The 26598-nt window shown below is 33.5% G+C and carries 24 protein-coding genes and 1 pseudogene; 10 read left to right on the top strand and 15 right to left on the bottom strand.

The annotated features are described in order from the left end of the window. The 3 genes and pseudogenes from ACGH80_RS10490 to ACGH80_RS10500 all read right to left on the bottom strand — a co-directional run. Nucleotides 1-244 (bottom strand): annotated as a pseudogene (locus tag ACGH80_RS10490) (helix-turn-helix domain-containing protein); the annotation flags it as partial. A gap of 224 nt (nt 245-468) precedes the next feature. After that, nucleotides 469-1137 carry an SMI1/KNR4 family protein gene (locus ACGH80_RS10495; protein WP_174798963.1) on the bottom strand — a complete coding sequence of 223 codons (669 nt, stop codon included), beginning with the start codon at nt 1135-1137 and terminating at the stop codon, nt 469-471. A 310-nt stretch (nt 1138-1447) separates the two neighbouring features. Then, entirely contained in the window at nt 1448-1732 is a 285-nt protein-coding gene (locus ACGH80_RS10500; RefSeq protein WP_174798964.1) for a hypothetical protein, read from the bottom strand. Nucleotides 1733-2262: 530 nt separating this feature from the next. Here ACGH80_RS10500 and envC point away from each other — a divergent pair. Both envC and ACGH80_RS10510 read left to right on the top strand, forming a co-directional pair. Then, nucleotides 2263-3471 carry a murein hydrolase activator EnvC gene (gene envC / locus ACGH80_RS10505; protein ID WP_065590652.1) on the top strand — a complete coding sequence of 403 codons (1209 nt, stop codon included), beginning with the start codon at nt 2263-2265 and terminating at the stop codon, nt 3469-3471. Next, nucleotides 3471-4289 carry a divergent polysaccharide deacetylase family protein gene (locus ACGH80_RS10510; protein ID WP_411631112.1) on the top strand — a complete coding sequence of 273 codons (819 nt, stop codon included), beginning with the start codon at nt 3471-3473 and terminating at the stop codon, nt 4287-4289. The genes envC and ACGH80_RS10510 overlap by 1 nt, the downstream gene beginning before the upstream one ends. A gap of 3 nt (nt 4290-4292) precedes the next feature. On the opposite strand, the gene rapZ is transcribed toward ACGH80_RS10510, so the two are convergent. The 4 genes from rapZ to dsbB all read right to left on the bottom strand — a co-directional run bounded on the left by rapZ (nt 4293) and on the right by dsbB (nt 7169). Beyond that, nucleotides 4293-5141 carry an RNase adapter RapZ gene (gene rapZ, locus ACGH80_RS10515; RefSeq protein WP_411631113.1) on the bottom strand — a complete coding sequence of 283 codons (849 nt, stop codon included), beginning with the start codon at nt 5139-5141 and terminating at the stop codon, nt 4293-4295. Between the two features lie 81 nt (nt 5142-5222). Continuing rightward, on the bottom strand, nt 5223-5816 hold the full coding sequence (locus ACGH80_RS10520) for an XTP/dITP diphosphatase (protein ID WP_065590655.1): 594 nt from the start codon (nt 5814-5816) through the stop codon (nt 5223-5225). Between the two features lie 84 nt (nt 5817-5900). Further along, nucleotides 5901-6557, bottom strand: coding sequence for a bifunctional tRNA pseudouridine(32) synthase/23S rRNA pseudouridine(746) synthase RluA (gene rluA / locus ACGH80_RS10525; RefSeq protein WP_065590656.1), 657 nt, complete (start codon nt 6555-6557; stop codon nt 5901-5903). A gap of 78 nt (nt 6558-6635) precedes the next feature. Further along, nucleotides 6636-7169: a disulfide bond formation protein DsbB gene (gene dsbB / locus ACGH80_RS10530; protein ID WP_065590657.1), complete on the bottom strand. Its 534-nt coding sequence runs from the start codon at nt 7167-7169 to the stop codon at nt 6636-6638. Between the two features lie 146 nt (nt 7170-7315). On the opposite strand from dsbB, the gene rluC reads away from it, so the two are divergent. Both rluC and ACGH80_RS10540 read left to right on the top strand, forming a co-directional pair. Further along, nucleotides 7316-8299 (top strand): 23S rRNA pseudouridine(955/2504/2580) synthase RluC, encoded by a 984-nt coding sequence (gene rluC, locus ACGH80_RS10535; RefSeq protein ID WP_065590658.1) that lies wholly within the window; start codon nt 7316-7318, stop codon nt 8297-8299. 23 nt (nt 8300-8322) lie between these two features. Further along, nucleotides 8323-8985 (top strand): histidine phosphatase family protein, encoded by a 663-nt coding sequence (locus ACGH80_RS10540; protein ID WP_411631115.1) that lies wholly within the window; start codon nt 8323-8325, stop codon nt 8983-8985. Nucleotides 8986-9051: 66 nt separating this feature from the next. On the opposite strand, the gene ACGH80_RS10545 is transcribed toward ACGH80_RS10540, so the two are convergent. Both ACGH80_RS10545 and proS read right to left on the bottom strand, forming a co-directional pair. After that, the gene (locus ACGH80_RS10545) at nt 9052-10503 is read right to left on the bottom strand and encodes a M48 family metalloprotease (RefSeq protein WP_296318310.1); all 1452 of its coding nucleotides are present in this window, start codon (nt 10501-10503) and stop codon (nt 9052-9054) included. Nucleotides 10504-10704: 201 nt separating this feature from the next. Further along, complete coding sequence (gene proS / locus ACGH80_RS10550) at nt 10705-12426, bottom strand: proline--tRNA ligase (RefSeq protein WP_411631117.1); 1722 nt, start codon at nt 12424-12426, stop codon at nt 10705-10707. A 158-nt stretch (nt 12427-12584) separates the two neighbouring features. On the opposite strand from proS, the gene ACGH80_RS10555 reads away from it, so the two are divergent. The 3 genes from ACGH80_RS10555 (at nt 12585) to ACGH80_RS10565 (ending at nt 16571) form a co-directional block, all read left to right on the top strand. Then, nucleotides 12585-12977 carry a hypothetical protein gene (locus tag ACGH80_RS10555; RefSeq protein ID WP_085166081.1) on the top strand — a complete coding sequence of 131 codons (393 nt, stop codon included), beginning with the start codon at nt 12585-12587 and terminating at the stop codon, nt 12975-12977. A 639-nt stretch (nt 12978-13616) separates the two neighbouring features. After that, complete coding sequence (locus ACGH80_RS10560; RefSeq protein WP_296302070.1) at nt 13617-14915, top strand: serine/threonine transporter; 1299 nt, start codon at nt 13617-13619, stop codon at nt 14913-14915. 288 nt (nt 14916-15203) lie between these two features. Further along, complete coding sequence (locus tag ACGH80_RS10565; RefSeq protein ID WP_065590662.1) at nt 15204-16571, top strand: L-serine ammonia-lyase; 1368 nt, start codon at nt 15204-15206, stop codon at nt 16569-16571. Nucleotides 16572-16632: 61 nt separating this feature from the next. Here ACGH80_RS10565 and ACGH80_RS10570 read toward each other — a convergent pair whose 3' ends face one another. The 5 genes from ACGH80_RS10570 to xerD form a co-directional block, all read right to left on the bottom strand. Further along, nucleotides 16633-16992 carry a helix-turn-helix domain-containing protein gene (locus ACGH80_RS10570; RefSeq protein ID WP_065605767.1) on the bottom strand — a complete coding sequence of 120 codons (360 nt, stop codon included), beginning with the start codon at nt 16990-16992 and terminating at the stop codon, nt 16633-16635. A gap of 77 nt (nt 16993-17069) precedes the next feature. Further along, nucleotides 17070-18449 carry a UDP-N-acetylmuramate:L-alanyl-gamma-D-glutamyl-meso-diaminopimelate ligase gene (mpl, locus tag ACGH80_RS10575; RefSeq protein ID WP_174798973.1) on the bottom strand — a complete coding sequence of 460 codons (1380 nt, stop codon included), beginning with the start codon at nt 18447-18449 and terminating at the stop codon, nt 17070-17072. 119 nt (nt 18450-18568) lie between these two features. Next, a complete protein-coding gene (recJ, locus tag ACGH80_RS10580; RefSeq protein WP_174798974.1) occupies nt 18569-20305 on the bottom strand; it encodes a single-stranded-DNA-specific exonuclease RecJ in 1737 nt (578 codons plus the stop codon). A gap of 82 nt (nt 20306-20387) precedes the next feature. Further along, the gene (gene dsbC, locus ACGH80_RS10585; protein ID WP_085165939.1) at nt 20388-21086 is read right to left on the bottom strand and encodes a bifunctional protein-disulfide isomerase/oxidoreductase DsbC; all 699 of its coding nucleotides are present in this window, start codon (nt 21084-21086) and stop codon (nt 20388-20390) included. A gap of 25 nt (nt 21087-21111) precedes the next feature. Further along, a complete protein-coding gene (xerD, locus tag ACGH80_RS10590; protein WP_085165938.1) occupies nt 21112-22026 on the bottom strand; it encodes a site-specific tyrosine recombinase XerD in 915 nt (304 codons plus the stop codon). A gap of 283 nt (nt 22027-22309) precedes the next feature. On the opposite strand from xerD, the gene ACGH80_RS10595 reads away from it, so the two are divergent. Next, nucleotides 22310-22936, top strand: a complete 627-nt coding sequence (locus tag ACGH80_RS10595; protein WP_174798975.1) for a Pr6Pr family membrane protein — start codon at nt 22310-22312, stop codon at nt 22934-22936. Then, a complete protein-coding gene (gene grxB, locus ACGH80_RS10600; protein WP_174798976.1) occupies nt 22933-23583 on the top strand; it encodes a glutaredoxin 2 in 651 nt (216 codons plus the stop codon). The genes ACGH80_RS10595 and grxB overlap by 4 nt, the downstream gene beginning before the upstream one ends. A 115-nt stretch (nt 23584-23698) precedes the next feature. Here the strand turns inward: grxB and ACGH80_RS10605 are convergent, their stop codons facing one another. Further along, a complete protein-coding gene (locus tag ACGH80_RS10605; protein WP_065560449.1) occupies nt 23699-24739 on the bottom strand; it encodes a tagatose 1,6-diphosphate aldolase in 1041 nt (346 codons plus the stop codon). A 239-nt stretch (nt 24740-24978) separates the two neighbouring features. Here ACGH80_RS10605 and ACGH80_RS10610 point away from each other — a divergent pair, with 239 nt between their 5' ends. Further along, a complete protein-coding gene (locus tag ACGH80_RS10610) occupies nt 24979-26295 on the top strand; it encodes an MFS transporter (RefSeq protein WP_202983946.1) in 1317 nt (438 codons plus the stop codon). Nucleotides 26296-26598: the final 303 nt, after the last annotated feature.

The raw sequence follows: 26598 nt of genomic DNA on the forward strand, positions 1-26598 counted from the left end.
TAAGTAAAGGTAAACGTTTGGTATCAACGTGTAGCATTTCTCCCGGATAGGTTTTGTTATAGCGTTTAGCTTGCCGTTTTAATTTATCTTCAATCGGGCTTTCTTTAGTACATTATAAATGGTAGGCCGACTGAGCATAAAGCGTTTTGCCAAATCAGTGACCGTTATTTTTTCTTTATGATATAAGCGCCATATCTCTTGTCTGTGATAAGGCGTTAGTTTTGTTTTTTTTATGTATATTCATTACAGTAATTTCTCAAATTACTGTAAACAACGCTAGTAAATCCTACAATTAATGTATTATAGAAAAAGGTGACAGAATTAACTGTCACATATGGTGATTAAATATATAAAACTTAATCGGATATAAAATAATTAGTAGACGCCATCTAACCAAAAAATTACTCTATTGAAATTATTATATATTTCTTTGAAAAATACTGCTTCGATTTTTAACTGACGCTATTTCTACAAAAGACCTTCTTCTTTAAATTTGGCAAGTACTTCGCGACCTTTTTCAGATAACTCCAGTTTTTTTAAATAAATTTTAAGTCTATTTTCTGATGCTGTAAAAAAAACCTTTGAATATTTGAGCATTGAAGGTAATGCTTCATCAGGAAAAGGAATGTTAGGGTTATTATATTCATCTTCATCAGGATTATAATCATCTTCAACTTCACTTTTAATAATCATTGATAAAAATGCATCAAACGAATTTGCAACAAACTTCAGATTAGTATTTTGTTCTAGATAACCATTTTTTACAGACATATCAAAATAAAGATCATTAACTTCATGATCCCAATAATAAACTTCGCCATTTGGGCTTAAGCAAAGTAGATCGCCATAATTAAGTGTTGCTACAGCAAAATAATCCTCAGGTATTCTATTCAGATATGTATCGTTAGTAGCCAATAAATCTTCTCTATTTTCTTTTGAAAAACCCAAAATAATTTCTAATGGCAATGATTCTCCATCACAATCAATACAGTAGTCAAAATTAACCTCAGTATCAAAAACAACTACATTATATTTTTTCAAAAAATCAATATAAGAATTGTTTGAATCTATTTTTAACTGTAACTTTGAAATACGTTTATCAATATTTTTTGGAACATTATATTTTGATTTAAGCATTCTAACTCCTAAAATATTGCTCATGTATAAGTATTAAGGCTTAGTCATTGTTGTGATTTATCTTTTTTTGTTATAAAAAATAAAATGATGAAACATTTTATATTAATACCAAAATTTCCATCTTTTTGATGTAAATTAAAATATTACATAGTGTATATATGTGATATTACCTTATCGTTTTAATTTATTATATAAGAAAAATAATCTTTTATTTGATATTGTTAATTTATAAATATTATTGTTAATAAAAACTGATTAATTTTTAAATAAATACGTATAGCCCAAATATAGAATCAAAAAACGATCATATTTATTGCTTATTTTTAATGATTATTTTTTTTAGCCTTTTAATTTCATTAATTAATTTTGGAATATCTTGTCGTGCGTGTGCAATAAATTCTTGATCATCTATTGTTCCACCAATAAGTTCAATATTTTTTCTACGATTACATTCAATTCCTGTGAGAATAAAATTTGAGCCACTAGTATGATCTCTACCTTCTACATATGATATCCATGGTCCCTTTGTTGCTTTTTCACATCGCTGAATTATTAGATTCAATTCATCATCTGATATTTTATTGTTATCTTGCATTAATGACTCCTTTTGAGGTTTTTGATTTGGTTATGAGTAGGTGTCATGGATCTTCTGATTGCTTCGTACATACCACCTCTATTATTTTGTTATTCTGGTAATATTGTTGCCTATATTGGACTGGCGATAACTTACCTTCAGTTGTGGTGTATACGATTATAATAAACTTAAATATATTCATAATGTTATTAGTCAGGTTCCTCATTTTAGTAACAACATGAATAATATATGTTTTAAGTGTATAAGAAAAGCTCAACGACTGTATTATCGCAATAAATAGCTTTTAGTATGTTGTTATGTGTTCGTTTATTGTGAATTCGACCTGTATTCAAAATTAGTAAAGTCGCGGGTAGATCACTTTAATAATAAACATTTTTCCGTTCAGAAATGAGATACAAAACAAACTAATTTTTTATTAAAAAAACAAATCATCTTACTTTGTGTGTGGGTTTCATTTTGCATCTTGGTCTATTTATCGGTATAGTGATACTATCATTATTGTTTGGTTATAAATCATAAATATAAACGCCATGTCTGTTTATCAGAAAATTATTGTTATTGTTTTTGTTGGATTAATAAAGATTAGTTTTTTATATGCTAATGATAATCAGCAACTTCAATCTTTACGTCACGCTATTGAAGAACAAGAAAAACGTTTAGCACAACAAAAAGAAGAGCGTAATCAGTTGGTTAATAATCTTAAAGAACAAGAAACCAAAATAGCTAACCTTCTAACCTCAATTGAAAAGAATGACTTATCACTTAAGAAACTCGATCAAGAAATCAATAAGTTGATTGAACAAATTGATATATTAACTATAAAACAAAAACATCAACGAATTATATTATCAAAGCAGCTCGAAAGTGCATTTAAACTAGGCAAAACAACTGGTTTGGAGTTAATTTTTTCGGGCGAAAAGAGCGAACGTAATGATCGTATAATTGCTTATTACAGCTACATTAATCAAGCACGACAACAGCAAATTCACAATCTTCAAGATACTCAAACCCAATTGATCGAGAAGAAAATTGAGTTACAAAAAAAACAAGTTTTGCATAAAGAATTACAAATTAAACAGAAAGAACAACAAGTAGGACTTGAAAAAAATCGTCAAAATCGACAAAACACGATAAATTCTCTTGAATCATTGATGCAATTAAATCAACAAAAATTAACCGACTTGCGTAATAATGAAGCTAAACTACAGGCTAAAATTGCTCAAGCTGAACGTAAAAATAGACGTATTGCAGAAGAAGAAGCAAAACAAGCAAAATATATTGAAGAAAAGCAGAATAATTCTCGTTATACTCCTAATCCTGATGAGCTAGCATTAATGGCTCGCGTAAGTGGTATTGGTAAGCCACAACATCAGTTTAATTGGCCAGTGAATGGTAATATTGTACATCAATTTGGAGAATCACTCCAAGGTGAGCTACGTTGGAAAGGGATGGTGATTAATGCTAAAGATGGTGCTCAAGTTAAAGCCATTGCTGGTGGACGGGTCATCTTGGCTAGTTGGTTACAAGGTTATGGTTTTGTTGTTGCATTAGATCATGGTAAAGGTGATATGAGTTTATATGGTTATAACCAGCGTATTTTAGTTGAGGTGGGTGATAAGATTCATATTGACCAACCTATTGCATTGGTTGGTTCAAGTGGTGGGAAAAACATATCTGCTTTATATTTTGAGATTCGCCGTGATGGTAAGGCACTTGATCCGAGAGAGTGGTTAAAGTAATGCGTTGTTTTATTAACCTTTTTTTTATCATTTTCTTAGTGCTAAATTCCAACTATATATGGGCAGCAAAACTTGCAATAGTCATTGATGATTTTGGCTATCGCCAGCATAATGAAGAGCAAATAATTTCATTTTCTCCTAATATTACTATTGCAGTTTTACCAAATTCGCCTAATGCTAAACGTATTGCAACTATAGCCCATAATAATGGTAATGATGTGTTAATTCACTTACCTATGGCTCCATTAGGTAAACAGCCACTAGAAAAAGACACTCTATTTCCTTCGATGGATGAAGCTGAAGTAAACCGAATAGTGACAAATGCTGTTGAACAAGTGCCTTATGCTATTGGAGCTAATAATCATATGGGAAGTTTGATGACAGCAGATCTTACTGGTATGATAAAAGTTATGAAAGCATTAAGTCAATATTCGATGTTTTTTTTAGATAGTAAAACAATCGGTAAGACTCAAATAAAAAAAGCTGCTAGCTACTATAACATCCCAGTATTAACGCGTGATGTATTTTTAGATGCTCAACAAAAAGAAAGTGCTATTAGCTTGCAATTTGATTTGGCTGTAAAATTGGCTCGAAAAAATGGTGTTGCTATTGTTATTGGCCATCCACATCCACAAACGATTAATATATTAGAACAGAAGCTTGCAAATTTACCTTCAGATATTGAACTGGTTAAGATAAGTCAATTAATTACGGCAATACCAGCTTCAGTTAATCATAAAACTACACTAAAAGACATTTTTGGAAAATGTAAAAAACGCATTGAGGAAATATCGAATTTTAAAATTGAAGAAGAATAGTCATTACTTTTTTTCTAAAGTTCGGTGGCGAATTTTTACTTGTTTGTTTTGTGCTTTAAAAAATGAGGCCAATTGTTCAGCAATGAAAACAGAGCGATGTTGACCACCAGTACATCCAATAGCAATGGTTAAGTAACTGCGGTTGTTTTTTTCTAATAAAGGTAGCCATTGATTTAAGTAATTGGCAGTCTGATAGATAAAATTGGATACTTCATTGTGTTGTAATAAATATTCTTTTACCGGCTCATCTAATCCTGTTAATGGGCGCAAATTCACTTCCCAATGTGGGTTAGGTAAAAACCTGACATCAAATACAAAATCAGCATCAATGGGTAAGCCATGTTTAAAGCCAAATGATTCAAAAATAAAGGTTAATTCACGCTCTTTTTTACCTAAAATACGTGATCTTAATATGTCTGATAGTTCATGTACTGATAGGTCATCGGTATTTATAACTAGGCTTGCGTTAGATTTTAAAGGTTCTAGATATTTTTCTTCAAGATCTATTGCTTCTTCAAGAGAATAGTGTTGATTGGTTAATGGATGTATCCGTCGTGTTTCACTATAGCGTCGAATTAACGTATTACGACTACAATCGAGGAAAAGTATTTCAGGTGTCACCGATTCGGGCAAACGTTGAAATATATCATTATTAAAATCAAATTGTTCAGGCAAATTTCGAATATCAATGCTAACTGCAACTGGCGTGTTGTGGTTTTTTAATGAGTTGGCTAATTGAGGTAATAAAGCAACTGGGATATTATCAACACAATAAAATCCCATATCTTCTAGAGCGCGTAGGGCGATTGATTTTCCCGATCCAGAGCGACCACTTACTATCATTATAATCAAAATATTAACTCCAATATCATTAATGTATTAAGTATATACTGTTTACTTCTTGATATGCAATTTCGAGTATAAATAAGTTTGCTAAGCAGTTTTAATTTTTTCAATCAATTGTTTTAGAGCTTGACCTCGATGTGATATTTGGCTTTTTTGTTCTTTTGTTAGTTGTGCTGCGGTGCAGCCTAGTTCTGGTACATAAAAAAGTGGATCATAGCCAAATCCCCCATCACCTTGTTCTTCATTTAAAATTAAACCATCCCATTTTCCTAAGCAGATGATAGGTGTTGGGTCGTTTTCGTGTCGCATAAAAACTAGCGCACAATAAAAGTAAGCGGTACGTTTTTCTTTTGGGATATTTTGTAATGCTTTAAGTAATTTTTGATTGTTACTTTTGTCGTTACCGTGTTCACCTGCATAACGAGCAGAATAGATCCCAGGTTGCCCATCAAGTGCATCGACCGCTAAACCAGAGTCATCAGCAATGGCGGACAGTCCAGTTAATTTGGCAGTATGTCTTGCTTTTAAAAGTGCATTTTCAATAAATGTTAAGCCTGTTTCGTCGGCATCCGGTATATTAAATTGGCTTTGTGCAATAATATCAAAACCTGCATTAGCGAGTAATGTTTGCAATTCATTGACTTTGCCTTGATTATTCGTTGCTAAAACAATTTTTTGCATTTTAATTTCCTTTATATCAGTTGTTTATCTTTTATTCGCATGAGCAGATTTTATATAATGGTCGCTAATTTTATATTTCTATTTTTAAAAATCAGGTTCGCAGCTAAACGTCATACTTTCGCCTGTTTTAGGATGGTTAATTGTTAGTAATTGAGCATGCAATAGCAGCCTTTTAGACATAGTAAAGGCTTCAGGGTGGGCATAGAATTTATCGCCTAAAATAGGGTGACCAATGGCTTGCATATGTACCCGTAATTGATGTGATCGCCCAGTAAACGGAAATAATTGCACTCGTGTTGTGTTGTCTGGATTGCGTGAAATGACTTGATACTCTGTCAGCGCATGTTTGCCATTTTCTAAATCGACCATTTGCCTTGGTCGATTGGGCCAATCACAAATTAGGGGTAATTCAACACGACCAGAATCTTGCTCAAGATGCCCATGCACTACAGCAATATAGGTTTTTTTAGGAATACGTTCACGAAATTGTTTTTTTATCTCTCGATCGGCGAGTTTAGAAAGTGCGGCAACCATGATACCACTGGTTGCCATATCTAACCGATGCACGGATTCGACGTAGCTATATTTTTGTTGCAATCGGTGAATAATACTATCAATAAATTGAGGTTTATTGCCCGAAACCGACAAAATACCTGGTTGTTTATTTACAACCACAATATGGTCGTCTTGATGCAAAATCGATAGCCAAGGTTCAATAGGTGGGTGGTATTCCAAAAGCATTTATGTGTGACGTTTGTAAAATAAAATTATCACACATTCTAACAAACTCAACAAAAAGTGCTAGTTTTATAAATAAAGTCATTTACTCCAGATTGAATTTTTTGAGGATAAAAAGAACTGAGATATTAATACAGCCAAACCAACAATAAAATAGCAAGCAAAAATAATAATCATCCATTGTGACATTTCAATTGTAAGAAACGTCCAAATTTTATCGGCACATGAACCATAAGCATTAAACAAACTAGGAAACCACGAATCTAATGGTAGCCAAGTAGGAAAGTGTACGTTAATTGAGCAAGTATCATTTAGATTAGGTTCAAATTGTAGATGAGCATGAAATGTTGCTAATGAAAAGCCTTTATAGGCGCTAAAAAGCCAAATGAAAATACCTATTAATCGAACAAAAATGTTGCGAGGAGCAATTATTCCAATAATGCTAGCCAACATGATACCAAAAATAGCGCAACGCTGATAAATGCAGAGAGTACAAGGCGCAAGCCCTAAACCATGTTGAAAATAAAGTGCGGTTATTTCAAAAGTAAAAGTAGAAAAGAACAATAAGAACCAAGCCAATCTAGCTTGTGAGTATTGATTAAGCAATGATAACATACTATTTTATTCCCTCAGATTTCGCTATAATCTTTCTTCTTTAATTATATTGAATATAATCTATCTTATTTTTACTACGATAGTGTAGTTTATTTTTGAGTAATGTAAAACGATTTTATTTATTGACGGCGGATTAATCATTCCTTATGCACTCAACGGTTCCACATACAAAACTACAAGTCTCATTTGTTACTATTTCTGAGGAAAATGCGACACAGCGTATTGATAACTTTTTAATCACCTATTTAAAAGGTGTGCCAAAAAGTATGATTTATCGCATTTTAAGAAAGGGTGAGGTTCGTGTTAATAAAAAACGGATTAAACCTGAATATAAATTAAATATTGGCGATGAAATTCGTATTCCTCCTGTTCGTATGACTGAAAAACCCACGCCAGAGATTTCGACCAAGCTTAATAAAGTCGCTGATTTAGAAAAGGCAATCATCTATGAAGATGAGGTAATGTTGGCAATTAATAAGCCATCGGGTATTGCTGTTCATGGCGGTAGTGGCTTAAGTTTTGGTGTAATTGAAGGATTACGCGCCTTAAGACCTGAAGCGAAATTTTTGGAGCTGGTGCATCGCATAGATCGCGAAACATCGGGCGTGTTATTGATTGCCAAAAAACGCTCAGCACTAAAAGCGCTACACGAGCAGTTGCGCCTGAAGCAAATGCAAAAAAATTATTTGGCACTTGTTAAGGGGAATTGGCCTTCTGAATGTAAAGTAATACAAGCCCCACTGCTTAAAAATGTATTAAAAAGCGGTGAGCGTGTGGTAAAGGTTGATAAAGAGGGTAAGCCTTCTGAAACGCGTTTTAAAGTTGAGGAGCGCTTCAATTTTGCCACTTTGATTAAAGCAAGCCCTGTTACAGGGCGTACACACCAAATTCGCATACACACTCAATACGCAAGTCATCCAATTGCTTTTGATGATCGTTATGGCGATAGGCAATTTGATGCGTTATTAGCTGATACTAAGCTTAATCGTTTATTTTTACATGCAGCAAGTGTAAGGTTTATTCATCCTAAAAGTTTGCAAGAGATGCAATTAAATGCACCAATGGATGATGTTTTGCAGACTTGCTTGTCGTATCTAAGAAAAGATAAATATGAAAAAACGGAATCTTAAAATAAAAAAGGTAGTTAGTACGAATGAAAGATATTAATTTATATTTAATTAGACATGGTCAAACGCAGTGGAATATTAAAGATCAGATGCAAGGTTCTCAAAATTCACCTTTAACAGATCAAGGTATTTTGGGTGCTAAAGTGACAGGACAACATTTAAAAAATGTGCCTTTTATGCAAGCATACTCAAGTACACAACAACGAGCTATGGAAACTCGAGATTATATTGTTAAAGAAAATAATATAGTTATTCCTACTTTTGAGCTTGCTGATCTGCGTGAGATGGATTTTGGCATTTGGGAAGGCAAGAAAGTCCCTCAATTGAAAAAGGAGTTTCCAGAATTTACTACTTATTTGACAGATCCTGCTAATTTTGATGCTTCGGTCAATCAAGGTGAAAATTATTTTGATACCCTTTTGCGTATGAAGCAGGGGTTAAATACGATTGTAAAAAATGCACCTCAAGATACGGGTAATATTTTGGTTGTGTCACATGGAACGGTATTACGTATATTACTTTGTGTTTTAAATGGTGGTGATTGGCGTTTACATCGTGATGAGGATTATTTCCCTCGAATGTTAAATACTAGCATTAGTGTGGTTAATTATAAGCAAGGTAATGAACAATCTAAAGGGACATTTACTGTAAAATTCTTCAATAATGTGGATCATTTAGCTGATAAATAAGTATTTTGTTATCTTCTCGACTAATGGGTGCGTAAATAATTAGTCGAGAAGGTTTTGTTAATAAAATTATCGTTTATAAGCTGCATAACGTTTTTGTAGCTGTTTTAATTGATTAATTCTTGCATCAATTTTGGAAATCATTGTCTGATCGCCTTTTGTTTGATTCTTAGCATTTTGTAGTAGTTGAATGGATTGTTGAAATTGACCTTCTAATGCAATTAATTCCGCTCTAGCACTCATTTCTTTTGCTCTTGCATGTAATCCCCCGTAAGCAGTAACGAGTAATTCCCATCCATTTGAGTCATCATTATGGTCAAAAGTATAGCGATGTAACAAGCTTACGGCTTGTTGATAGTTTTTGTTTTTTATATACGAATTAGCCAAGTTTAGTTGCAATGCAGAACTGTTTGGTGCTTTTTTTAATGCTGCTTGTAGGCGAGTTATTGCAGTGCTGCTATTGTTGAGCGCTAAATCAATATCAGTCATTAAATCAATATACCAAATATTATTGGGATCACTATCTAATAATGGCTGTAGTTGTTGTTTCGCTTTTTGATTATTTCCACTTAGATTATCAGCTAAAGCATTAGCATAAATAATAGCTGTTTTACTTTGTTCATTGTTTAGTTTTTTATAATCTTCAACTAATAGCTTTGCGGTATTTTTATTTTTAGCCATTAATATGGCCAATCGAGCTTTCGCTAAATAGTAGTTTAATGACGGAGATACATTTTTTTTGCTATATTGCAATGAACGATTTCGAATATCGGTTAATCGGCTGTTAGGTAATGGGTGAGTAAGTAAAATTTCGGGAGCTTTACTACTAAATCGGCTTTGATCGGCAAGTTTTTGTAGAAATTCTGATGAAGCATAAGGATCAAACCCTGCTTTAGCAAGCGTTCTTAAACCAACACGATCGGCTTCTTGTTCATTACTTTGCGTAAAACTAATCATATTTTGAGCTGATCCTGCCATGGTGCTTGTCATCGCCGCCATGCCAGCTTCGGGATTGGCTAATGTTAATAGTAGAGAGCCTAATGTTGCCCCCCAAACATAAGGGCTATTACGGTTTTGGTTTTCCATTGCTCTGGCTAAATGGCGTTGGGTGACATGGCCAATTTCATGAGACATAACAGAGGCTAATTGACTTTCATTGTCGGTGTCTAATATTAGTTTAGAATGAATGACGACATTCCCACCAAAAAAAGCAAATGCGTTAAGTACGTCACTTTTCATAATATAAAAATGGAATGGCGTTTTTACTGATTCTGATTTTGATACTAATTTTTTGCCTAGATCATTAATATATTGGTTTAAAACAGGGTCGTTTATTATGGGAGCACTTGCTCGTAACATTCGCATATAATAATCGCCCATTTCCATTTCTTGGCCAATGCTAAGCGTTGTGGCTGCCGCAGTACCAATATCAGGAAGGTTGATATTATCAGCATAAACGATAGATGTACTTTGTAATAATAATGAGGTGGATAATACCAAGGCAATTGTTTTTTTTAACATTATTCTAACCGATTAAAATAAGAGTTGCGTTGATTTATTCTAGCTGAAAAAAACAACAATATCACTTTGAATTTATAATTAGGGGTTTAACTTATTTGGTGTAATGAGTGTTATGAATAATAATACTTATTCTTGAATTGATAAAATAACAACAACTACATTAATGCGTTGTTGTTATTTTGATTTTTATGATTGGATTTATTATACTTTTTGACGGCGGTTTTGGATAAATTCAATGATATTGTTGACTTTCACCATTACTTTATCACCACCTGAACGGTGTTTGTATTCCACTTCTCCATTACCGAGGTTGCGTTCACCAATTACGATAGTGTGAGGGATCCCGATTAGTTCCGCATCAGCAAACATTACGCCAGGGCGCTCTTTTCGATCGTCAAATAAAACTTCAATGCCAGCAGCTTGTAAATCAGCATAAAGTTTTTCGGCTGTTGCTTGAACTTCTTCGGATTTGTGCATGTTCATTGGAATAATGACAACGCTAAATGGAGCAATCGCTTCTGGCCATATAATACCACGATCGTCATGACATTGTTCAATTGCAGCAGCTACAATGCGGCTTACTCCGATGCCGTAACAACCCATAATCATAACGTGGTTTTGTCCATCTTCACCTTGGACTGTTGCTTTCATTGCTTGTGAATATTTTGTGCCAAGTTGGAAGATATGTCCCACTTCAATACCTCGTTTAATTTGTAATGTACCTTTGCCATCAGGACTAATATCTCCTTCAACCACATTACGGATGTCTTCAATGCGAGGTAAAGCAGTGTCACGTTCCCAATTGATATTAAAATAGTGTTTATGATCAATATTGGCACCAGCGCTAAAATCGCTCATCACAGCCACGTCACGGTCAATAATAACAGGCATATTTAAGTTAATTGGACCTAATGAGCCTGGCCCTGCATTCACAATCGCACGGATTTCTTCTTCGGTTGCAAATTCTAGTGGTGAGGCAACAATATCAATTTTTTCTGCTTTGATTTCATTTAATGTATGATCACCTCGAACCAGTAAAGCTACTAATTGATGACCACTCTTTTTCGTGGCTTTAACCATCAAGGTTTTTACGGTTTTTTCAATCGGTAAATTGAATTGTTCGACTAATTCGTCAATAGTTTTGGCATTGGGAGTATCGACTAACTCCATTGCTTTTGTAGGTTCAGCGCGTTTTTGTGTTGGTGCTAATGCTTGAGCCATTTCTATGTTAGCCGCATAATCAGATTCAGTTGAAAAAACAATATCATCTTCGCCACTGTCGGCTAATACTTGGAACTCATGTGACCAATTACCACCAATTGATCCTGTATCAGCACGCACCGCTCTAAAGTTTAAACCAGCACGTGTAAAAACTGCGCTATAGGCTTTATACATCTCATCATAAGTTTCTTGTAATGATTCTTGTGTAGTATGGAAAGAGTATGCATCTTTCATAATAAATTCACGTGAACGCATCACACCAAAGCGAGGGCGTACTTCATCCCGAAATTTGGTTTGCATTTGATACACGTTAAGTGGTAATTGTTTATATGAGCTAACTTCATTACGTAGTAAGTCTGTAATGACTTCTTCATGAGTTGGGCCTAGAACAAAATCACGGTCGCCACGATCTTTAATACGTAATAATTCAGGGCCATATTGTTCCCAACGTCCGCTTTCTTGCCAAATATCAGCAGGCTGTACAACTGGCATTAATACTTCTATTGCACCGGCTTTATTCATCTCTTCACGGACAATATTTTCTACTTTTTTAAGTACGCGGTAACCAGTGGGAAGCCAGGTATATAATCCGGCAGCCACTTTGCGGATCATGCCTGCACGTAACATTAATTGATGGCTAATGACTTCAGCATCAGCAGGGGTTTCTTTTAACGTAGAAAGAAGATATTTACTGGTTCGCATAAATTTATCCTAAAAAATTTATTTATAAATATATATGATAAAAATGTGAGCTAGTTTAGCAGTACCAAGCGTAACACTAAAGTAATTTTATTGGTAATTATTGTGAATAATAAAGATTAATTGTAAATTATTAGCATTAGTAATTAAATGGAATTGATATGAAGAAATTAAATTTATCGCACTTCATTACTGCCTTTTTTGTGGTTTTGGTACTATACCAGCCAATTAAATTTATTATCTATCATTTTACTGATTTAAGTTATGATGAAATTTTGGATTTTGGTTGGAGAGGAGATGGTTGCGAAACTAAAGATGGCCGTCGGTTAGATTATATCGATTGTCCTTGTGGCACAGGATTAATAGAACCTGATGATTTTTATAAAATTAGTAATGAAGGAGATTTTTATTACAATGATAAGCTCTTGGGAAAAGTTATCCTAAAAACAAAGCCAAGTTATTTTTCTGGCGGTGAAATTCTAACAGGCGGCGAATTAGAAATTGAGAATTTAGAAACAGGAATAATTTGTTATTATGATTCAATTCTTGATTGAAATACAATCTTTAATATGTAGAAAACACCCAGTTGTTTACACTTCATAGTTAAAATAATCCTCTAAAAACATTTAAGACATTTTACAGGAAACCGTTTTATGCGATTTTACGGTAATTTAATTATTAATAAATTGTTCTTAAATTTTTGTTTTCTATCTTTTAAATCCTGACTTATTTGCTGATTATGCTGTAAATTATCATAAGTGCCTATGCATATTGCTTTTGGTGCTTGCGAGAAAATTTTGTTTAAACATATCTGCTGTAGCCTTGTTAGCCAAAATAAGCGTTTAATACCATAGCCCATGTTTTTATTGTCGTCACGTTTATTACTTAACGTTGAGGTTTTCTATTAATTGCTAATCGTTAGATTATATAAATATCCATTGAGTTGTTTATTAAATTTAACTGCTTTTATTTAATCTTAGTTAAATTTGAGTTAGAGCAAGTATTTTGCGCAATTTCTTTGAATCAAAATTGATATTTTAATTATTTTAAAGCTATTAGGTATCAAATTCGATGTTATTTAGTATATTGATTATATTTAATTTTTTGTTATTTATGTGATGTTGATCACTTTGTAAAAAATATTAAATTGATATCATATGCGCCAAATTTTAGATTAAGGAGTAGTAACAAAAATGAGTAAGCTAAGGACAAATGATAGCGTAACAAATGCCAATAATGAGTCAGCATTACCTAAATGGCGAAAAAGTGATACGTTATGGATGCTTAGCCTTTATGGTACAGCGATTGGTGCTGGAGTACTTTTTCTACCAATTAATGCAGGTGTCGGTGGGTTAATTCCGTTGCTGGTTATGTTGGTTCTTGCCTTTCCTATGACATTTTTTGCTCATCAAGCTTTGTGTCGATTTGTATTATCAGGTAAAAGTCGCGATGGCGATATTACCGTTGTTGTTGAAGAGGCTTTTGGGCGCACAGCAGGAAACTGGATAACTGTACTTTATTTTTTTGCAATTTACCCAATATTATTAGTATATAGCGTTGGTATTACAAATACAGTAGATAGCTTTATGGTTCATCAATTAGGAATGGAGTCATTACCACGAGCTTTACTTTCATTTGTTTTAGTTGCATTTTTAATGTCAATTGTTCACTTTGGCGAAGAACTTATTGTTAAAGTTATGTCAATATTAGTTTTTCCATTTATTGCCGTTTTAATGATTTTAGCGTTATTTTTAATTCCTGAGTGGAATGGTGAAATTTTTACCAATTTGTCTTTTGGTAGTAGTGACGGAGAACAAAGTATTTTAATGACACTTTGGTTAGTTATTCCTGTTATGGTTTTTGCATTTAATCATTCACCAATTATTTCATCTTTAGCGGTAGCTAAACGTAAAGAATATGGTGACGTTTATGCTGAACCTAAATGTACTAAAATTATTGCAGCAAGCAATATCATGATGGTTGTAACAGTGATGTTTTTTGTTTTTAGTTGTGCGCTTTGCTTGTCGCCTGCTGAACTTTTAGATGCAAAAGCTCAAAATATCTCAACGTTGTCATATTTGGCTAATCGATTTAATTCACCTGTTATTGAGTATATTGGTCCTCCAATTGCATTTATTGCAATGGCTAAATCGTTTTTAGGTCACTATCTAGGTGGTAAAGAAGGATTTAATGGTGTTGTTAATAAATTTTTGCGTAGCCGTAATAAAACAATTTCAGAAAACAAACTTGATAAATTAGCTATTGCCTTTATGTTTGTAACTGCTTGGGGGGTTGCAACATTAAATCCAAGTATTTTAGGTCTTATTGAATCACTTGGTGGCCCAATTTTAGCTGTGTTGTTGTTTTTAATGCCAATGTATGCAATTCATAAATTACCTGTACTAGCAAAATATAAAGGAAGGCTAAGTAATGTATTTATTGTTGTTATGGGATTAGTTGCAATTTCAGCCGCTATCTATAATTTATTATAAAATTTAATTAATGGGTAATTACCACTTACTTGTTTATTTATATATAAAACCTACTGGCATTCGTTGGTAGGTAAATACAGCTACTAATAAAATAATCTACCGATATAGCAAGAATTAACTATTAATAGGTATTAAAACTTATTTTCATAATCTCAAAAGTGATACCTAAGTATTAGTATGGGGTAAGTGGCAAGATGATTATTGGTTATTTTATTAGCAAAAGTTAATTCGTAAAGATATCACTAGGATAGCAGTATTAATTTATGTTTTGCATCAAAAGGGAAAAATATGAGTTCGGTATTTGAAATATTTAAAATTGGCATTGGACCTTCAAGCTCACATACAGTAGGACCAATGAGGGCAGGGAAGGCATTCATAGATCAACTAATCAGTAATAATATGATGGCATCAGTAACAAAAATTGTGGCTGATGTTTATGGCTCTTTGTCGTTAACAGGCAAAGGTCATCAAACAGATATTGCTATTATTATGGGATTAGCTGGCGAAAAACCTGATTCTGTTGATATTGATAGTATTCCAAGTGTTATCGAAAAACTTAGCCAAACTCAGCGGTTATCTATTTACAATGATCGTTATGAAATCGACTTTCCGTTGGAAAGTTGTATGGTGTTTCATTCTAAATTTTTACCATTACATGAAAATGGTATGACTTTGACTGCATATAGCGGCGATAAATTAGTTTTTCAGAAAACTTATTATTCTGTTGGCGGTGGTCAGGTTGTTGAAGAAGAGCAATTTGGTCAACAAGAGCAGGATTCAGTAAAATTCCCTTATCCATTTGCTTCAGCTGAGCAATTATTAAAACATTGTGAAGATAACTCATTATCAATTTCTAGTATTATGATGAAAAATGAGTTGCAAATACACTCTTATGAAGAAATTGAATCCTATTTTTCTCGCGTTGGGCAAACTATTTTGGAATGTATCAAACGAGGTATGAATACAGAAGGGCTATTACCAGGACCACTTAAAGTTCCTCGTCGTGCGTTTTCGTTATACCGTCAATTGTCTACCACTAAGGATAAATTTATTAGTGACCCAATGGTGATTATTGATTGGGTAAATATGTTTGCGCTTGCAGTTAGTGAGGAAAATGCAGCAGGAGGACGAGTGGTTACTGCGCCAACAAATGGTGCATGTGGTATTATACCTGCTGTGCTCGCTTATTATGATAAATTTATTAATCCAGTTACACCTGATATTTATATTCGTTTCTTTCTAACTTGTGGCGCAATAGGACAACTTTATCAAATAAATGCTTCTATTTCTGGTGCAGAAGTGGGATGTCAAGGGGAAGTTGGCGTTGCTTGTTCTATGGCTGCGGCAGGACTTGCTGAGCTTTTAGGCGGTAATCCTCAACAAGTATGCATGGCGGCAGAAATAGCAATGGAGCATAACTTAGGCTTGACTTGTGATCCAGTTGCAGGCCAAGTTCAGGTTCCTTGTATTGAGCGAAATGCCATTGCCGCAGTAAAATCGATAAATGCGACAAGAATGGCTTTAAGACGAATTACTGCTGCAAAAGTATCTTTAGATAAAGTTATTAAAACTATGTATGAAACAGGAAAGGATATGAATGCAAAATATCGAGAAACATCGCGTGGCGGGTTAGCAATTACGGTTCATTGTAATTAGGTTGTTGCTATTTTTCTGTCGAATTCGCCGATTGCAACATCGGCGAAACATTAGATTGTATTTAATGTTTCCAGTGCATGGTGTTAACTTTTGAGCGCAAAAAATCATTTTCTGTTAGTACATCTACCCGTTCAGTTTTTACTTTTCGTTGTTTTCTTTTTCGTTTTGGTTGTTCTGCTGAGGCAATATGGATAACTTCGTTATAGGCAAGTAAATTATTAAGTTGATCAAGTTCGCCTAATCCACGGAGGACGGAAATTAATGTTTGTAATGTAATTGATTCGCCTTGTTCAATACGTTTTATTGTGGCAATGCCAATTTTGGATTTTTGCGCAAGTTCTAGTTGAGATAAATTTTTCTCAATTCTGGCTAATTTTATTCTACGACATAGCATAGCAATCATGTCGGTAGTTTCATTCATGAAATATCCTTTTTTTTGATATGCCACATGATGTGGCATATATCATATTGCTATTTATATTATTTTTAGACTAGCGGTTATTGTTCTTGGTTTTTTATTTGTTTCTTCTTTAAGTTTTCTAAAATCTTTTTATGGATACCATTAAAGCCACCATTACTCATAATTAAAATTGCATCAGTTGGTTTAGCTGATTTTGTGATCATTTCAACCAATAAATCGATATCACCACTCCAGTAAGCGGGTTGAATACAAGCATCAACCACATCGGCTACTAGCCAAGGTAGTTGTTCAGGTTGGAATATAAAAATTTCATCAGCTCGACCAAGTGATGGGGCTAGTTCATCTTTAGATACCCCTAATTTCATCGTATTTGAGCGTGGTTCAAGTACGGCTAGAATGCGACGATTAGCTCCTATTTTACTGCGTAATGCTTCTAATGTGGCTAAAATTGCAGTTGGGTGGTGGGCAAAGTCATCATAGATTTCAATATTATTAACTTCGCCATAAAGTTCTAATCGTCTTTTTGCATTGACAAAAGAACCTAGTGCTAAACAAGCATCAGCAGGATCAATGCCAACATTATGGGCGGCTGCAATTGCCATTAGTGCATTATGCATATTGTGTTCGCCAACTAATGAATATTTTACTTCGCCTACTTTTTTATTGTTAAAGTAAACCGCAAAATGACTCGCATCATTATTTATACGTTGTGCTAGCCAGCCGTTTTCTGATTCTGTGAATGCTTTTTGGCTCCAACAACCTTTAGCTAATACTTGTTTTAAATTTACATCTTCTTGTGGTGAGATAATTAATCCATTGCTTGGCACTAAACGAACTAAATGGTGAAATTGTTTTTGAATAGAACTGAGATCATCAAAAATATCTGCATGATCAAATTCTAGATTATTCATGATAAGTGTTTTTGGGCAGTAATGCATGAATTTTGAACGTTTATCAAAGAACGAGCAATCATATTCATCTGCTTCAATAACAAAATAATTGCCTTCACCTAATCTTGCGGATACATCAAAATTACCCGGTACACCACCAATAACGAATCCTTGCTTGTAATCTTGCTTTTCTAAAATCCAATTGACCATACCCGCAGTTGTAGTTTTACCATGAGTTCCAGCAATAGCTATGACCCAACGATCTCGCAATACATTGTCGTGTAACCATTGAGGTGCTGAAATATAAGGAATGTTATTATCTAAAAGATATTCTACACAAGGGTTACCTCTTGATAGCGCATTGCCTATAATGACTAAATCAGGTCTTGATGTCAGTTGTGATGGATCATACCCTTCAATGATATCAATATGTTCTTTTTGTAAAAGTGTGCTCATTGGTGGGTAAACATTTTTATCTGAACCCGTTACTTTATGACCAAGAGAGCGAGCTATCAAAGCAATCCCTGCCATAAATGTGCCACAAATTCCAAGAATATGAATATGCATTTTGAATCCTTAACATTGTATAAACTTTATATTGATAGTATTGGGTAACCATTGCTTATTTGATTGGTAAACAGATGTAAATTCAGAGCAACCTTGTAATTATAATCGATTCTGATTGTTTATGCGAGAGACCATAGATGTTTAACCATTAATAATGGAGCTTGGTTACCACGAAATTCATCTACATCTAAATGGTAAACTATTTTCACATTTTTTATCGATTGATCAGGCCATAGTTGTCTATTTACATTAAAAAAGACCCCTTCAATAAGTGGACCACCGTTTTGGGGTTCTAGTACTAGTTTTAGGTGTTTGTCTGAAAATAATCGCTGTTGATGAATAATGAATTCACCGTCAAAAATGGGAGTGTAGAATCCTTCTCCCCATGGTCCTGATTCTTTTAATTGTTTGGCGATTTCGTAAGTAAGATCTTGGCTATCTATTTCACCGTCAGTTTCAATAATTGGTTCTAGCAAATCGGGTTCTAAGCGTGCATCTAAAAGTGTTTCAAAATTATTTTTAAAACGTTCTAAATCTTCTTCTCGAATAGTTAACCCAACAGCCATTGCGTGACCTCCAAAACTGATTATTAGATCAGGATTTTTTTGATTTAATTCATCAAGAAGATCGCGTAAATGAACGCCTTTAATTGAACGTCCTGAGCCCTTTAGAAAACCATCTTCTGTTGAAGCGAAAGATATGACTGGTCGATGATATTTATCTTTTAAACGTGAAGATAAGATCCCAATAATGCCTTGATGCCATTCTGGATGATGAAACACGAGTAAATTAGGAATTGTGATATTTTGTTTTTCAATTTCTTGAATAAATGATAAGGCCTCTTTATGCATCATTTGCTCAATTAACTTTCGATCACTATTGAGATTATCCAAATCCATAGCTTTGTTAATTGCTGAATCATAATTATCACAAAGTAGCAATTCAACTCCCAATGACATATTATCCATTCTACCTGCTGCATTTAATCGTGGCGCTATATAAAAAGCTAAATCGGTAGACGTAAGATTAATAGGATCTTTTTTAGATACCTGTAATAAGGCTTTGATGCCCTCACAACAATAGCCAGCTCGTATTCTGTTTATACCCTGATGAACTAAAATACGATTGTTATGATCAAGTCTAACCACGTCAGCAATAGTGCCTAAAGCAACTAGATCTAATAAATTTGCTACATTATATTCAGCTAAATTATTGTCGGAGAACCAATTTTCTTGCCGTAATTTTGCTCGTAAAGCCAGCATAAAGTAAAAAGCTACACCCACCCCAGCTAAATGCTTAGATGGAAATGTACAATTAGGTAAATTAGGATTGACTATGGCGTCGGCATTAGGTAGTAGCTCAGGGCATAAATGGTGATCAGTAATAATGACTGACAATCCTGATTGCTTAGCAAAATCGACAGCTTCAATAGCAGATATTCCGTTGTCAACGGTAATAATAAGTTGTGCATTTTGTAAAATGGCCTTTTTAACAACCGAAACACTTAATCCATATCCATCATTAAAGCGATCAGGAATGATATAATCAACAAATTGGTACCCCATATTTTTTAAGGCTCTGATGGTTAAAGCAGTACTAGTGGCACCATCAGTATCAAAATCACCAACAATCATGATTTGCTGATTATTTTTCATTACTGAATAAAGAATTTCGACCGCCTTTTTAATACCATCTAGTTTATCGTAATTGCATAGATTGCGTGTGGTGTAATCAAGATCTTGCATGCTAGTAACACCACGCAATGCATAAATCCGTTGTAATAATAACGGAATATCATCAGAAAATTCTGGAAGTACTTCAGGTAATTTGCGATGTTTTAATTTACTTTTTTTCATAATTTATATGCTAGCGCATGTTGCGCTAACATGTGTTTTCATTTTAATTTACATTTTAGTAACAATAACTACTAATTTTTATTTAGTTTTTGTGATCAAGAAATTCAATTAGTTTATCTGCAGGCACGTAACCTGAAACAAGTTGGCCGTTAGGTAAGACAATTGCAGGTGTGCCACCAATCCCTAACTTTTTACCGACGTTAAATTGTTGTGTTACATAAGGTATCATGCTGCTTGCTGGCGAAATTGTATTACCTTTGTATGCATTGTCAAATGCAGCTTTGCGATCAGCCATGCTCCAAATAGATTGCATGTTTTTGCCAACATCACTGTTAGCACCTGCACGAGGAAATGCAAAATAGTGAACTGAAATACCCGCTTCTAAATACTTATCAATATTTTCATGTAGTAGTTTACAGTAATGGCAAGTATAATCAGTAAATACTGAAATGATGTATTTTTCATTTTTAGCTTTATAAATAATGGCATCTTTTTCAATTGATTTTATTAGGCTAAGATTGATGCTGTTAGCAATGTTTTCTGGTTCATCACCTTGTAAATCAAAAATAGAGCCTTGAATTAAGTATTTACCATCTTTACTAACGTATACAATACCTTCTGGCGTGCTAACGCTTTTAAAATCTTTAATTGGACTATCAAAAATTTTTGATTCTTTGCTATCGTAACCGAATTTATCTAAAGATTTTGCAATTTCATTATTACTTGCTAATACTGAACTTGAAATTAACGCTAAGCCTAAACATATAACTAATTTTTTCATTCAATTATCCTTATTTTTGTCAATCCTATGCTCGAGGATGATGTTTACTATGTAACTGTTTTAACCTTTCTGTTGCAACATGTGTATAAATTTGTGTAGTTGATAAACTGCTATGCCCAAGCAACATTTGAACGACGCGCAAATCTGCTCCGTGATTAAGAAGATGTGTCGCAAAAGCATGTCGAAGCACATGAGGAGAAAGTGCATCAATATTTATACCGATTAGTATGGCATAATATTTAATTCGATGCCAGAAAGTCTGTCGTGTCATTTTTTTTCCTAATCGACTTGGAAAAAGCACATCAATAGGTCCATTTTTTAAAAGATCATTTCTTGCATATTTAAAATAATATTCAAGCCAATAAATTGCTTCTTCTCCAAGTGGGACTAAGCGCTCTTTATTACCTTTACCAATTACTCTTACTACACCTTGACGTAAGCTAACATCGCTAATTTCTAAATTTACTAATTCAGATACGCGTAAACCGGTGGCATAAAGTACTTCCAACATCGCTTTATCCCTAAGTTCAATGGGATCTTCTATGCTTGGCGACTCTAGTAGCGCATCGACTTGCGATTCAGTTAAGTCTTTAGGTAATTTTTTAGGAAGTTTGGGGGATGATAATACTGCAGAAGGGTCATCAGTGCGATAATTTTCTTGATATAAATACTGAAAAAAACGTTTAGTTGCACTAAGCAAACGTGCTGAACTACTTGCTTTATACCCATCTTCTACTCGTTGCATTAAAAAGTTTTGTAAATTAAGTGTTTGAGTTGTTAGGAATGTGACATTTTGTTGTTGTAAAGATTGACTTAATGCTAACAAATCAAGTTTATAAGAAGCAATGGTATTTTCAGCTAAGTTCCTTTCTAGCCACAATGAATCTAGAAAACGGTCTATTAACATTTTATTTTGGGCAGGTGTATCTTGGCTAGACATCAAAATTATCTCTACATTACGTTTATTCTTTATATTATATACTAGCTGTCAATAAGTTGCAGTTTTAGTCAATAAGTTACTTTTTATAACAGCTGTAAAAGTTTATATCGTGGGATCTTATATTTATATAACTCTTTATTAAAAATAATTTTTATACTTAAACACTATCTTTCCTGAAACTTTTTTACAGTTATTCTTCAATAAACTGATTGAGTACATTATATTTTTTTATTTTTCATTAATTGTTATATACTGGGATTCTATATATTTTTTGTACTATATTATGGTTAAGCGAAGTATTAATCTCTTTATAGCACTGTTTGCTATCGCAATTATTGCTATGGAAACTTATATTTATTGGCATACAAAGTTTCGCCCTTGGCAACCAAGTTCTTCTATAGGCCGATTAATTTATTATTATAGCTTTTTTACGGTGTTATCAAATTTGATGCTGGCATTAAGTTGTTTGTGGTTATCTGTTAACCCTAATTGTAATCGATATAGTTTTAAAGTTATTCGCTTAAATGGTTTGGCTGGTGTGATTATAACGGCTATTGTGTATAATTTAGTGTTAAGAGGTATCCATACCCCGCCTAATGCATTAATGAAAATCACTAACGAAAGTTTACATGCTGTTATACCTGCTTTGGGTTTATTAAGTTGGCTGATTTGGGGGCCATTTAGACGCATCAACGTTCATGTCATTATAGGATCAATATTATCAATGCTAGCTTATGGCATTTATATTTTTGTCCGAGGTTATTATACTAATCAATATCCATACCCTTTTATTAATGTTGTACGAATCGGTTATCCCAAAGCTTTGTATGCTTCAAGTATTGTTTTTTTATTATTTTTGGGGTTAGTTTTTTTATTATGGGCGATTGAACGCTTAAGGAAGCGAAAATGAAACTGTATATTTATGAGCATTGTCCTTTTTGTGTTAGGGCTAGAATGATTTTTGGTCTAAAAAATATACCGGTTGAAAAACAGGTATTATTGAGTGATGATTTTCAATCACCAGAGCGTATGATTGGTGAAAAAATGGTGCCTATTTTACAAAAAGATGATGGTAGCTATATGCCTGAAAGTTTAGACATTGTTGATTATGTTGATAACAATTATGGCGATAAACCCATTTTAACAGGTCCTAGATCGTCAGATATCACAGATTTAATAAAACAGTTGCAACAATATGATTATAAGTTAGTGTGTCCACGTTATATAAAACTAGGTTTAGCTGAGTTTGCGACACAAAGTGCTATCGATTCTTTTGTTAATAGTAAATCAAAAAAAATGGGATCGTTTGATGAATGTTTGATGCAAACGGATTCATTAGTGTCTGCCGTATCTGCTATATTAAATAAACTTGAGTTATTGATTGTGTCACCAGATGCATGTAATGGACAATTATCTTTAGATGATATCTGTTTGTTTCCAGTTTTACGGAATTTGACGTGTGTTAAAAGCTTAACTTTTTCATCTAAAATTAAGGATTACCTACAATCAATGGCTAAACTTAGTAAAGTTGATCTATTTTTTGATAAAGCTATTTAACAATTAAAAATACAGATCTTGCTATTTTTGTTTGATATTAAATCATAATTCTAAAACGTAGGGTAAAAAAGAACAGGAAAAATAGGAATAAACCTGTTCTTTTTTGTTTTAGCAATTAATTACCTAATTTAACATCAATCACTTCAATATTATCTTTACCACCATAGATATCGTACCAAGGTGTTGCATATTGTTTTAATATCTTATTGAGATGTTCAACATTTTCACGACCAGTTTGATCTAGCCAAAGTTTTAAACCTTCTTTGCCTCCATTAGCATAGGCCGCAACACCTTCAAACCATGTTGCTCTACCTCCAAGGATGCCGCTATATTTAGCGCCATTTTCACCGGCAAAAATAAGTTCTTGGTGGAAGGTTTTTGTTGGTACGCCAGCACTTAAATAGATAAAAGGGCGGGTTGCGACTTCACTTGCTTGTTTAAAATAGTCAGCAGCTTGTTTTTGTGTGTAAACAACTACATTGTTGTCGTTAAAGCCTTCTACATTTTTAAACAATACGGGAACTTCGACTTTTAAAATATCAATATAATACTGTTCTTTAGTAAACTCTTTTATCGTGTTGATGACTTTTTGAGGTTTGATTTTTGCAAATTCAGGACTTTTATCATCGGTTATCACATTGTCATATACAATCGGTTCAACAAATACAGGAATATCAGCAGCTCTAGCTTCATTGCCTAAACGTTCTAAAAATGCGTGTTTTTTATCTAAAATATCTTGAGGATCATCTGGATTATAATAAACCAATACTTTTGCGGCATCGGCACCTTTTTTTATTAGGCGTTGTAATGAATCCTCAGGCAAAATATCGGGTAATCGTCCTGGAGTACTAGCATCATATCCTGTTTTTTCGTATGACATGATTAATCCAGCATTGCTATTTTTAGCTGCCATGCCTTTAAAACCATATTCTTCATCTAACAATATTGCACTAACATATTTAGTTAATTCTTGAGAGACAAGTTCTTTAAATTCATACACCATATCGATATGATAACGATCTTTCCCCACAGCAGATTCCATCATTTTAACCATTGAACCGCGTTGATCGATCGCTAATGCTGCAATAATACCATCTTGGTTTGATAACTGCTGCATACGTGTAAATTTACCACGAGAAATACATTTTTTCGCCATTTTATAGCTCTCCGTTTAGTAAGATGTGTTATTGTAGTTTTTTTGTTTGGTTGTTTATTAATCATTTGTGCTAGTTTTAACGATATGCATAATTTTAATAAATTCAATTGTTATGTAGTGGCATTATGATTGAGCTAAATTATTACTTGATTCGTTATCTTCTTTTAAAAGAGCAAGTGTTAGAGTATAGTAGCTAAAAATATTAAAATGTTTGTAAACAATAATTTACAAGGATGAACATGCACAAAGTACTCCATACACCAACAAGAACTTTAAATGCTCAGGATTATAAAACGTTGTCGCTTTCTGCATTAGGTGGAGCATTAGAATTTTATGATTTTATTATTTTTGTCTTTTTTTCTATAACCATTAGTCACCTTTTTTTTCCGAATGATATGCCTGATTGGCTGAGCCAAGTACAGACCTTTGGTATTTTTGCTGCTGGATATTTAATACGCCCATTGGGTGGAATCGTTATGGCCCACTTTGGCGATCGATTTGGTCGCAAAAGGATGTTCACGCTAAGTATACTGCTTATGGCATTACCAACACTATTTATAGGTTGTTTACCTACGTATATTAATATTGGTATTTTTGCACCTTTATTGTTACTGTTTATGCGATTATGTCAAGGCCTAGCTGTAGGAGGAGAAGTTCCTGGCGCTTGGACTTTTGTATCTGAGCATGTACCGAAAAATAAAATTGGATTGGCATGTGGAATATTGACAAGCGGATTGAGCCTAGGTATTTTGCTTGGTTCGTTAGTTTCAACGGCCATGAATAAGTGCTTATCTTCGGAACAACTTATTGATTGGGGATGGCGCATACCATTTATAGTTGGCGGTGTTTTCGGATTGATTGCGATGTATTTACGTCGTTGGTTAAAAGAAACACCAATTTTTCTGGAAATGCAAAATCGTAAACAACAAGAATTAGCTAAAAAAATACCAGTACTCACTGTATTGACGGGGTATTTGCCTCAAACTATTTTATCTATGCTACTCACTTGGGTGTTGTCTGCTGGTATTATGGTTATTATGCTAATGACACCAATTTTATTACAAAAGCAATTTGGTTATTCAGCGATAGATGCGTTGCAAGGAAATATATTAGCTATCATTGGACTAATTATAAGTTGTACATTTTATGGAATGATGATGGATAAATTTGCTATGGGGAAAGTGATGTTAATAGGTTGTGTTATTGCAACTATTGTTATTGCTATTTTTTATCTATCATTAGATAACCCACATCTTTTATTTATTACTTATTCTTTAGCAGGTTTTAGTGTTGGTGTTGTAGGCTCTTTTGCTTATTTTATGGTGAGAGTGTTTCCTACCCAAATTCGTTATAGTGGTGTATCATTTTCATTTAACATGGCTTACGCTATTGCGGGCGGATTAACACCTCTGTTGATCTCCTTTTTGAGTGATTTTGTTAGCAAAATGGCACCAGCTATTTATGTTATTGGATTATTTGGATTTGGTGCATTGATTGGATTATATTTATTTATTAAGGATAACAGTCAAAAGTATATAGCTAAAGATATTGCATAATAAATGATGACCATAGAATTTTAATTATTATTTAATAATATGTTGAAATGGAAAGTATAAGAATTTATTCTTACTTTCCATTTACCTGACATACCTTATATTCAAACCAGCCAGATTTATTCATTTAAACGATATATCCAACTTATTTTGTTAAAAACTTTCAGGAAAGACTACGTTTTAGTATGGCTTATTAAATAATCAACACTATTAAATAAAATTTTGAAACAACCAAAATTTTTTAAGGGATAAGGTAAACTTATCGCAACTAAGAAAGGATCTAATATAAATAAGATTAAATGCAAA

Source organism: Gilliamella sp. BG1, from assembly GCF_046635625.1.
Classification (GTDB): domain Bacteria; phylum Pseudomonadota; class Gammaproteobacteria; order Enterobacterales; family Orbaceae; genus Gilliamella; species Gilliamella bombi.

Bases quoted from the DNA above. Each gene is read 5' to 3' on its own strand.
- ACGH80_RS10495 (WP_174798963.1), bottom strand. From the start codon at position 1,137: ATGCTTAAATCAAAATATAATGTTCCAAAAAATATTGATAAACGTATT.
- ACGH80_RS10500 (WP_174798964.1), bottom strand. From the start codon at position 1,732: ATGCAAGATAACAATAAAATATCAGATGATGAATTGAATCTAATAATT.
- envC (WP_065590652.1), top strand. From the start codon at position 2,263: ATGTCTGTTTATCAGAAAATTATTGTTATTGTTTTTGTTGGATTAATA.
- ACGH80_RS10510 (WP_411631112.1), top strand. From the start codon at position 3,471: ATGCGTTGTTTTATTAACCTTTTTTTTATCATTTTCTTAGTGCTAAAT.
- ACGH80_RS10520 (WP_065590655.1), bottom strand. From the start codon at position 5,816: ATGCAAAAAATTGTTTTAGCAACGAATAATCAAGGCAAAGTCAATGAA.
- rluA (WP_065590656.1), bottom strand. From the start codon at position 6,557: ATGCTTTTGGAATACCACCCACCTATTGAACCTTGGCTATCGATTTTG.
- dsbB (WP_065590657.1), bottom strand. From the start codon at position 7,169: ATGTTATCATTGCTTAATCAATACTCACAAGCTAGATTGGCTTGGTTC.
- rluC (WP_065590658.1), top strand. From the start codon at position 7,316: ATGCACTCAACGGTTCCACATACAAAACTACAAGTCTCATTTGTTACT.
- ACGH80_RS10540 (WP_411631115.1), top strand. From the start codon at position 8,323: ATGAAAGATATTAATTTATATTTAATTAGACATGGTCAAACGCAGTGG.
- ACGH80_RS10545 (WP_296318310.1), bottom strand. From the start codon at position 10,503: ATGTTAAAAAAAACAATTGCCTTGGTATTATCCACCTCATTATTATTA.
- proS (WP_411631117.1), bottom strand. From the start codon at position 12,426: ATGCGAACCAGTAAATATCTTCTTTCTACGTTAAAAGAAACCCCTGCT.
- ACGH80_RS10555 (WP_085166081.1), top strand. From the start codon at position 12,585: ATGAAGAAATTAAATTTATCGCACTTCATTACTGCCTTTTTTGTGGTT.
- ACGH80_RS10560 (WP_296302070.1), top strand. From the start codon at position 13,617: ATGAGTAAGCTAAGGACAAATGATAGCGTAACAAATGCCAATAATGAG.
- ACGH80_RS10565 (WP_065590662.1), top strand. From the start codon at position 15,204: ATGAGTTCGGTATTTGAAATATTTAAAATTGGCATTGGACCTTCAAGC.
- ACGH80_RS10570 (WP_065605767.1), bottom strand. From the start codon at position 16,992: ATGAATGAAACTACCGACATGATTGCTATGCTATGTCGTAGAATAAAA.
- mpl (WP_174798973.1), bottom strand. From the start codon at position 18,449: ATGCATATTCATATTCTTGGAATTTGTGGCACATTTATGGCAGGGATT.
- recJ (WP_174798974.1), bottom strand. From the start codon at position 20,305: ATGAAAAAAAGTAAATTAAAACATCGCAAATTACCTGAAGTACTTCCA.
- dsbC (WP_085165939.1), bottom strand. From the start codon at position 21,086: ATGAAAAAATTAGTTATATGTTTAGGCTTAGCGTTAATTTCAAGTTCA.
- xerD (WP_085165938.1), bottom strand. From the start codon at position 22,026: ATGTCTAGCCAAGATACACCTGCCCAAAATAAAATGTTAATAGACCGT.
- ACGH80_RS10595 (WP_174798975.1), top strand. From the start codon at position 22,310: ATGGTTAAGCGAAGTATTAATCTCTTTATAGCACTGTTTGCTATCGCA.
- grxB (WP_174798976.1), top strand. From the start codon at position 22,933: ATGAAACTGTATATTTATGAGCATTGTCCTTTTTGTGTTAGGGCTAGA.
- ACGH80_RS10605 (WP_065560449.1), bottom strand. From the start codon at position 24,739: ATGGCGAAAAAATGTATTTCTCGTGGTAAATTTACACGTATGCAGCAG.
- ACGH80_RS10610 (WP_202983946.1), top strand. From the start codon at position 24,979: ATGCACAAAGTACTCCATACACCAACAAGAACTTTAAATGCTCAGGAT.